Here is an 8,705-nt window from a genome sequence, read left to right as displayed (position 1 = left end):
GCCTTGCGCGGTGTGCCGGTGGCCTCGCGGGCGGCGACCTCCGCCGCGAGCGTGGCGGAGAGGACGGCCGCGGCCGGCGTGCCCGGTTGCGGCGGCGCCTGCGACGACGTCCCGGGCCGGCCCGCCACCACCAGGGTGATCTCGCCCCGGATCTCCCGCTCACGGGCCCAGGCCGCCAGCGCGCCGAGATCGTCCCGGACGGTCTCCTCCCAGGTCTTGGTCAGTTCGCGGCACACCACGGCCGCGCGGTCGGGCCCGAAGGCCGCGGTAAGATCGTCCAGTGTCGCGGGCAGCCGGTGCGGAGCCTCCAGGATGACCAGTGTGCGCCGCTCCCCGGCCAGCTCGGCCAGGCGTGACCGGCGCTCGCCCGGCCGGCGCGGCAGGAAGCCCTCGAACACCCAACGGTCGGTGGGCAGCCCGCTGACCGCGAGCGCGGCGGTCACCGCGGACGGCCCGGGGACGACCGTCACCGCCACCCCGGCCGTGACGGCGGCGGCCACCACCCGGAAGCCCGGGTCCGACACGGCCGGCATGCCCGCGTCCGTGATGAGCGCGACGGTGGCTCCCGCGCGCAGGTGGGAGAGCAGGAAGTCCGCGCGGGAGGGCTCGTTGGCGTCGAAGCAGGAGACCACCCGCCCGGCGATCGTGACACCGAGGGCGGCGGTCAGCCGGCGCAGGCGGCGGGTGTCCTCGGCCGCGACGATGTCGGCGCGGGCCAGCACCTCGCCCAGGCGGGGGCTGGCATCACGCACGTCACCGATCGGCGCACCGCAGAGCACCAGAGTTCCGGACACCCGCCGAGTCTGCCAGGTGCCAGCACCTACATTGATGCGGTGGCGGTGACAGCGACCTATCCGACCGTGGACGGCGGCGAGCCGCGGGCCACGGTAGTTACTAAAAGTAATCACGATGGCCTGAGCCCACGGGAACGGCTGACACCGCCGATGCCCACCGACCGGCTCGCGGGCTGGCTCGCGTCGCTGGCGATCGCGGCGGTCGCCGGTGTCCTGCGGTTCTGGCAGCTCACCGAACCGCGCGGCATCTACTTCGACGAGGTCTACTACACCCACGACGCCTACGGTCTGCTCACCCACGGCTACGAGTTGAGCGACATCAAGAGCGGGTGCGACGGCCCCGGGTTCGTCGTCCACCCGCCGCTGGGCAAGTGGCTGATGGCGGTGTCCGAGTGGCTCTTCGGGTACACTGACTGTGCCGGGATCCGCCACGGCAGTCCCGAGCTGGGCTGGCGTTTCGCCTCCGCGGCCGCGGGGACGCTGGCGGTGCTCGTGCTCGCCCGGACCGCCAGGAGGATGTTCCGCTCGACGCTGCTCGGCTGCTTCGCCGGCCTGCTGCTCGCCTTCGACGGCCTGGAGTTCGTCCAGAGCCGGATCGGCATCCTCGACATCTTCCTGATGACCGGGCTCGTCCTGGCCCTGGCCTGCCTGATCCTCGATCGGGATCACGGACGGGCCAGGCTGGCCGCCAGCCTCACGGATACCGACAACAGCCCCCTCGCCGGACGATCGGGTAAGGACGCGTCCGAAGCGGGAAACATCGATCTGCGATCAATAAGTAGTCTGTATAAAACAGACAGTAAGAAAATCCGCTTCGGGGCACGTCTGGGTGTGCGCCCGTGGCGGCTTGCCTGCGGGCTGTGCCTCGGGGCGTCGCTGGGGGTGAAGTGGAGCGCCGTCTACACGCTCGTGGGATTCGCCGCGCTGGCCATCGCCTGGGACGCCGGGGCACGCCGGACGGCGGGTGTGCGACGGCCGCTCCTGGCCGCCGTGCGCCGGGACGGGCCACAGTGGTCCACCAGCTTCGTCCCGCTGCCGGCCATCGTGTTCCTGGCGACGTGGACCGGCTGGTTCGTCACCGGCGGCGGTTACAACCGCCACCGCTTCGGTGACGGCATGTGGGGGACGCTGCACAGCTGGTGGGACTACCAGCAGCAGATCTTCCGCTTCCACGAGCATCTGGACGCCTCGCACCCGTACGCGTCCAAGCCGCTGAGCTGGCTGGTACTGGCCCGGCCGGTCGCCTACTTCTACAGCACCCCCAAGGCCGGGGAGCCCGGCTGCGCCTCCCAGGCCGGCTGTTCCCGGGAGATCCTCGCGATCGGCAATCCGGCGATCTGGTGGGTCGGGGTGGCGGCGCTGGTCGGCGTGCTGGCGCTGTGGGTCAGCCGCCGGGACTGGCGGGCGGGCCTCGTCCTGGTCGGCTTCGCGACGTCGTTCCTGCCGTGGCTGGCCTTCCCCAACCGGACGATGTTCCTGTTCTACGCGCTGCCGCTGCTGCCGTTCCTCGTCCTCGGGCTGACCGCGCTCGCGGGGGTCGCCCTGGGCCCCCGGACCGCCTCCGACCTGCGGCGGCTTGTCGGTTCGCTGATGGTCGGCGTCTACGCGATCGTCGTCGTGCTGCTGTTCGTCTACTTCTATCCGATCATGGCGGCGCAGGTGGTCCCGACTTCGGCGTGGCGGGTGAGGATGTGGTTCCCGGGCTGGATCTGAGGCGCTGCGGCCAGCCGCTCCGTCGCCGCCGGGCCCGGCGGGGCCCGCCTGGTCGGTCCAGCCGGCCTGGTCGGCAGGTCCGGCCCGGCGGCGCCGCCGGGCTGTCGGTTCTCGAGGGCGGACGAGCCGACACCGAGCAATCTGTCAGTCACCAGACCTCCTGACACGACCAACAATAGGAACTATATGTAAGTATATTGATACTTATAGTGATGTAGCGGCGGGAGTGGACTACGAGTCACCCACTTTGGGCAAGTAAATCTTGCATTAAGTAACATCATTTCCTGAAACATACGAATACGTCCGTCGGTTACCGGGGGGTGCCTGCCGGTACGACTACGCGATCAGGGATGGTGGGAGGGACCAGACTGGCTTCTCGCGGCCGACACAGGGCCGACACAGGAGGAAAGGAACCACCATGGCGGATGTCTCGGTACGCTTTGCGATGACCGATGACAGTGAGATCGTGCTGAACCTGTCGCTCACGCAGGCGATCCGACTGACCGAAGCCATCGCGTCCAAGGTCAGTCAGGCCATGACGGAACAGCCGCCACGAGGCAGCCTCAACGGCAGCTCCTACGGCGGGCCGTCCGTACGCCCCGGCCCCTACTCCACATCCTGATCCTGACGGCTGGCCCGTTGACCGCCCCCGGGCTCTCGGACAAGGTGCGGTGGCACAGCCCGCGGGCAACGCGGGAGTCCCCAAATTTTTCGCCCCGCGAAAAATTTGGGGTCACCCTGTCAGCTGGGCGATGAGGGCTCGTAGTAGTTCGAGGTCGCGGCGGCGGATCTCCGCCGGTGAACGGCCGTCCTCGCCGGTGGGGACGAACGACGCCCGGACGCCGCGCAGTTTCTCCCGCAGGTACTGGACCGCGTGTGGCGGCAGCAGGCCCTCACGCAGGAGCAGGACGACATGCCCGCCGTGCTCGACAACGTCGACGGGAGCGGCCATGGCCATGGTCACGACCCGGATGCCGAGCGGTTCCACCCGGTCGTACACCAGGAGTAACCGGTCCTCCGCGATGATCTCCGCTGTGCCGTCGTCCCACAGCACGGTTGCCCGTGGAGCCTCCGAGAACAGCCAGCCGGCCGCCTCGACCCGGACCAGGTCGTCCCCCGGTGCGGGTTCACGGCGTGGCGCCGCGCGCACGGCCAGGACGGTCCCGCGGCGCGACCAGACCCCACCGCCAAGATCATCAACCGGGGACACCCGGTCGCCTTTGGCGAACATGACAAGACCGCCTTGACCATTCTGTGCCGTTGGCCCCTGCGCCGGCATGCTGTGATCGTAGAGTGACGTGAACGACCGCCGGCATGGACGCCCGGACCCTGACTCCAGATCCGCCCCAGATCGCGCCCATTTGAACACTTTTCGTTACAAATTCATGATAGCCCCAGGTCAGGACCGATCCATCCCGACCGTTGCCGGCAGGCATCCAGCCGACAATCCAGCTCGATGATCATTTCCCCTGGCGCCGGACCGCCACGGACCGGCCTCACCCCCAGTGCCGCCAGCATTGACGTCACTATCAGTAACACCGCCGCCAGTAACACCGTCGCCAGCAACGCCACCGTCAGCGATGCTGTCCCACCGCCGCCGGCGTTCCTCGGCGGCCCACTCCGCCAGGGCAGCGCACTGGCTGTGTGGCGACGCCGGGCGCCACCGACATCGGCAGCGCTGACATCGGCGCCACTGACATCGGCAGCGCTGCCGGACGCGGTGCCGGCAAGCTCCAAGGTAGCCCCACGGCGGTCGATCGGTATCGCCTGACACTTCGAGAAGCTGACACTTCGAGAAGTCGGCGCTCACGGGCCGGCGGCCGGACGTACGTTCGCGGAAGCCCCGGGCCCGTGCCCGGTGGATACCGATGGCTGGCGACGGCCGGCGGCCGGCGATGGACGGCTGCCGCCCGAACGGCGCCCGCGTGATCGAGAATCCACCGCATACCGCCCGGACGTACCGCCCGGACGATGATTCCGTCGACAGCCCACCGGAGAGGCCATCCATGCGCGTGACCGGTTATCCGCCCATCGAAGAGCACGCGGTCATCGGCGACCTGCGCACGGTGGCGCTCGTCGCGACCGACGGCACCATCGACTGGTACTGTCCGCAGCGCTTCGACGGGGCCTCGGTGTTCGCCAGCCTGCTGGACGCCGAACGCGGCGGCTCCTTCCGCATCCACTGTCCCGGCTCCCGGGCCAAGCAGCTCTACCTGCCGGACTCCAACGTCCTGATGACCCGTTTCCTCGCCCCGCAGGCCGTCGGCGAGGTCGTCGACTTCATGGTCCCGGTGGACAGCGACGTCACCGAGTCACCGCACGCGGTCGTCCGGCAGGCCAGGGCGGTACGTGGCCGGGCCGAGTTCTCGCTGCGCTGCCACCCGCGCTTCGACTACGGGCGGGTATCACACACAGTGACGATCGTCGAGGGCCAGGGCGCGGTGTTCGACTCTCCCGTCGGCAGCCTCACCCTGCGTACCGCCATCCCGCTGGCCAGCGACGGCACCGGCGTCACCGCGACATTCGCGCTCGATACGGGACGCAGCGCGGACGTCGTCCTGGAGTGGAACACGCCGATCCGCCCACTGGTGGACGGCGAGGCCGAACAGCTGTTCAACCGTACCCTGACCTACTGGCAGAACTGGCTGCGCCGCAGCCGCTACCACGGCCGCTGGCGGGAGATGGTGAACCGCTCCGCGCTCGTGCTCAAACTGCTGGTCTACCGGCCCACCGGCGCGCTGGTGGCGGCGCCCACCACCTCCCTGCCGGAGGAGCTCGGCGGCATCCGCAACTGGGACTACCGGTACACGTGGATCCGTGACGCCGCGTTCACCATCTACGCGCTCATGACGCTCGGGTTCACCGACGAGGCCGCCGCGTTCATGGACTGGCTGGAACAGCGCTGCCAGGAGGCCCCCGGTGACAAGGGCCTGCACGTCCTGTACAGCGTGGACGGCAACGCCGACCTCGACGAGATCGTCCTCGAGCACCTGCGCGGCTACCGCGACTCGAGACCCGTGCGGATCGGCAACGGCGCCGCCGGGCAGCTCCAGCTCGACATCTACGGCGAGCTCATGGACTCGGTGTACCTCTACAACAAGCTCGCCGCGCCGATCTCCTTCCAGCTGTGGGAGGCGCTCTCCCGCCAGCTGGACTGGCTCGCCAAGCACTGGGAGGAGCCCGACGAGGGCATCTGGGAGACCCGCGGCGGCCGGCAGCGCTTCACCTACTCGGCGCTGATGACCTGGGTGGCCTTCGAGCGGGCGTGCCGGATCTCCCGGCAGCGCGGCCTGCCCGGCCCGACCAACGAGTGGAAGGAGTACGCCGGCCGCGCGTACCGGTTCGTCCAGACCGCGGCGTGGGATCCGGTCCGTGGCGCGTACATGGAGCATCCCGGGTCGTCCCGGCTGGACGCGTCCCTGCTGTGCATGCCCCTGGTGAAGTTCGCCGGGCCCACCGACCCCCGTTTCCTCTCGACCCTCGACCGTTTCGGCGAGGAACTGGTCAGCGACAGCCTGGTACGCCGTTACGCGGCGGACGGCAGCGACGGGCTGCACGGGGACGAGGGCACCTTCAACCTGTGCTCGTTCTGGTATGTCGAGGCGCTCACCCGGGCCGGCCGGGTCGCCGAGGCCCGGCTGGTGTTCGAGAAGATGCTGACCTACGCCAACCACGTCGGCCTGTACGCCGAGGAGATCGGGCCGTCCGGGGAGGCGCTGGGCAACTTCCCGCAGGCGTTCACGCACCTCGCCCTGATCAGCGCGGCCCTCCACCTGGACCGGGCCCTCGGCTGACCCCGGACCGGGCTTCTGGCCGGCCGAACGTCCTGGCCGAACGTCCTGACCGAACGTCACGGCCCGGCGGGCGGACGGCCCGCTCGTGGCGGCTGCTCCCCCCGGCAACGGCCGGGTGACGGTCTTCTCCTGAGGGAAAGTCCGCTGGTAGCCGACATGTTGCTGACGTCTGCCCGATCCACCGGCAGGATGGTTGGTACACGTGGCTCACCGGGGTGGGACACGCCGGACGCCGGCGGATGGCCCGGCACCGGCGGGCCGGACGCGCCGGCAGGGGCGGGGCAGCGGCCGACGCAGGCCAGGGACGAAGGACAAGGGGCGCGACGATGGCGGGACTTGACGGTTTCCGGGTCGTGGTGGCAGCCGGACATGATGCCGGGACCGGTGTGGTGGTCCGCCTGTCGGACGTTCTTGTCATCGCCAGCACCGGCCGCCCCGGCACGTCGGACATGACCAAGACGCTGCTGGCGCTGTGCGCCGAGGCGGCCGGCGAGGCGGGGGCTGCCTCGGGGACGGGCCGGCGGCTGGTGCGCCGGGTCGCCGGGCTGCTCGTCGACGCCGACCCGGAGGTGGTACCCGACTTCGCCCTGCTGGCGGAGGTCGGCGACCGGCTGGCCGTGCTGATCCACGGCGCGCTGGAGGTGGTCGTCCACGGCCCCGCCCCGCTCACCCTCTCCGGGATCGAGTCGGCCACCTGGGTGGACCGCCTGCTGCCGACCGGGTTCGCCCGCCTGGACATCGGCCCGGCCGGCACGCTCGGACCGGCCGGTGTCGGCAGCGCCTACGGCGCGGCGAACAACCCGGCCGCCGACGCCTTCCCGCTGGACCTGCGGATCGGGGCGGTACCCGGTATCGGGGTGAGCCTGGTGGCCAGCAGCGGGCCCGTCTTCGTCCCGCCCCGAGGGGCCGATGAGGACTTCGCCGCCGGCTTCGGCGGGCCCCGCAACCCGATGACCGGGGCGGCACCGATCCCGTCGGTGGACGCCGCGCCGGCCAGGGGCGCCGACGGGTCGGTGTCGAGCGCTCCGCCGGCCCTGACACCGCTGCACAGCAAGGAGCGGGAGCGCGGCGCGGAACAGGGCTACGGCAAAGAAGAACAGGGGTACGGCAAAGAGGACGGGCACGGCGAGGAGCAGGGGTACGGCGAGGAGCAGGGCTACGGCAGGGAGCAGGAGCACGGCAGGGAGCAGGAGTACGGCAGGGAGCAGGAGCACGGCAGGGAGCAGGAGCTCGACACCGCCGCCCGGCTGCGGGCCGCCGAGCCCACGCAGCTCGAGGACTTCGCCGCGCTCACCGCCACGAACGACGATCCGCCGACCGAGCTCGCCGGGCACGACCCGGCCGCGCATGTCGAGGACACCGAGAGCGAGGCGCTGACCGAGCTGCCCGGCCGCGGCTTCGACGTCGCCGACCTGTTCGACGACCAGGACGCCCCGACCATGCTGCCGGGCAGCTCCGAAGCCCAGGTCGAGGGCATTCTCTGCGCCAACGGCCACTTCAACCACCCGGCCGCGCCCTACTGCACCGAGTGCGGGCTGTCCCTGGCCCAGCAGACCGGCAACCCTGTCCGGGGGCCGCGGCCGACCATCGGGGTGATCGTCTTCGAGGACGGCCGGACCGTCAACGTCGACAAGGACATCGTGATCGGCAGGCAGCCCGACCGGGACGACGCCGTCCGGGCCGGCCGCGCGATTCCGTTACTGGTCGAGGACGGTGAGAGCGCGGTTTCCCGGGTCCACGCCGTCATCACGCTCAACGGCTGGGACGCGGTGATCGCGGACCAGGGCTCCGCGAACGGGACGTACATCGCCCCGCCCGAGGCGACCGTGTGGACCCCGTTGAACCCGCACGAACCGGCCCCGCTGGTCCCCGGGACCAGGGTCCAGGTAGGCAAGCGGACGTTCGTGTTCAACTCCCAGATGCAGATCTGACCACGGTGGCCGACGACAGCACGGACGGCACGACGGCGAAGCGGGCCACCGACGCGGCCACGCCCACCGACGGGCACGCCGACAGGCACGCGGGCCGGATCCGGTCACGGACGTGGCCGCGGGCGTCCTGGGTGGCGCTGCTGGCCGTGGTGGCGTTCGCCCTGGTGGCGGCCGGTGCGGGCCTGCGCGGTCTCGTCGAGCGTCCACCGGGGGCGGACTCGGTGGACGCCGGGTTCGCCTACGACATGTCCACCCATCACGCCCAGGCCGTCCAGATGGCGATGGTGGAGTTCCGCGCCGGCGCGGATGTCACCCAACGCGGCGTCGCTCAGGACATCGCGCTCGCCCAGCAGCGGGAGATCGGCATCATGTCGGCCTGGCTGACCGGCTGGGGCCTGCCGCAGGTCTCGACCGAACCGCCGATGCGGTGGATGCGGGACAGCGGCGGCCACGCTGGTCACGACACCGGCCAG

Annotated in this window: 7 protein-coding genes; 5 read left to right on the top strand and 2 right to left on the bottom strand. The window is 70.8% G+C overall.

What is annotated here, in order from left to right; translation table 11 throughout:
- Nucleotides 1-794, bottom strand: a 794-nt coding sequence (gene rsmI / locus NBX02_RS03385) for a 16S rRNA (cytidine(1402)-2'-O)-methyltransferase (RefSeq protein WP_250289957.1), incomplete at its 3' end; no start/stop codon positions are given.
- 150 nt (nucleotides 795-944) lie between these two features.
- Here rsmI and NBX02_RS03380 point away from each other — a divergent pair.
- A complete protein-coding gene (locus NBX02_RS03380) occupies nucleotides 945-2,507 on the top strand; it encodes a phospholipid carrier-dependent glycosyltransferase (protein WP_250289964.1) in 1,563 nt (520 codons plus the stop codon).
- A 418-nt stretch (nucleotides 2,508-2,925) separates the two neighbouring features.
- Nucleotides 2,926-3,129, top strand: coding sequence for a hypothetical protein (locus NBX02_RS03375; RefSeq protein ID WP_013872226.1), 204 nt, complete (start codon nucleotides 2,926-2,928; stop codon nucleotides 3,127-3,129).
- A gap of 111 nt (nucleotides 3,130-3,240) precedes the next feature.
- On the opposite strand, the gene NBX02_RS03370 is transcribed toward NBX02_RS03375, so the two are convergent.
- Entirely contained in the window at nucleotides 3,241-3,738 is a 498-nt protein-coding gene (locus NBX02_RS03370; protein WP_250284617.1) for a hypothetical protein, read from the bottom strand.
- Between the two features lie 775 nt (nucleotides 3,739-4,513).
- On the opposite strand from NBX02_RS03370, the gene NBX02_RS03365 reads away from it, so the two are divergent.
- The 3 genes from NBX02_RS03365 to NBX02_RS03355 all read left to right on the top strand — a co-directional run.
- Nucleotides 4,514-6,301, top strand: a complete 1,788-nt coding sequence (locus NBX02_RS03365; RefSeq protein ID WP_250284615.1) for a glycoside hydrolase family 15 protein — start codon at nucleotides 4,514-4,516, stop codon at nucleotides 6,299-6,301.
- Nucleotides 6,302-6,627: 326 nt separating this feature from the next.
- Nucleotides 6,628-8,232: an FHA domain-containing protein gene (locus NBX02_RS03360; RefSeq protein ID WP_250284612.1), complete on the top strand. Its 1,605-nt coding sequence runs from the start codon at nucleotides 6,628-6,630 to the stop codon at nucleotides 8,230-8,232.
- 5 nt (nucleotides 8,233-8,237) lie between these two features.
- Nucleotides 8,238-8,705: DUF305 domain-containing protein (locus NBX02_RS03355; RefSeq protein WP_250289955.1), on the top strand; the 468-nt coding region annotated here is incomplete at its 3' end.

The sequence above is a fragment of the Protofrankia sp. CiP1_Cm_nod1 genome (genome assembly GCF_920888515.1).
GTDB lineage: Bacteria > Actinomycetota > Actinomycetes > Frankiales > Frankiaceae > Protofrankia.
The sequence above is the reverse complement of the archived record's forward strand: the minus strand, read 5'-3'. Positions and strand labels throughout refer to the sequence as shown.

Coding starts and splice junctions, on each gene's coding strand:
- NBX02_RS03380 (WP_250289964.1), top strand. CDS start 945: ATGCCCACCGACCGGCTCGCGGGCTGGCTCGCGTCGCTGGCGATCGCG.
- NBX02_RS03375 (WP_013872226.1), top strand. CDS start 2,926: ATGGCGGATGTCTCGGTACGCTTTGCGATGACCGATGACAGTGAGATC.
- NBX02_RS03370 (WP_250284617.1), bottom strand. CDS start 3,738: ATGTTCGCCAAAGGCGACCGGGTGTCCCCGGTTGATGATCTTGGCGGT.
- NBX02_RS03365 (WP_250284615.1), top strand. CDS start 4,514: ATGCGCGTGACCGGTTATCCGCCCATCGAAGAGCACGCGGTCATCGGC.
- NBX02_RS03360 (WP_250284612.1), top strand. CDS start 6,628: ATGGCGGGACTTGACGGTTTCCGGGTCGTGGTGGCAGCCGGACATGAT.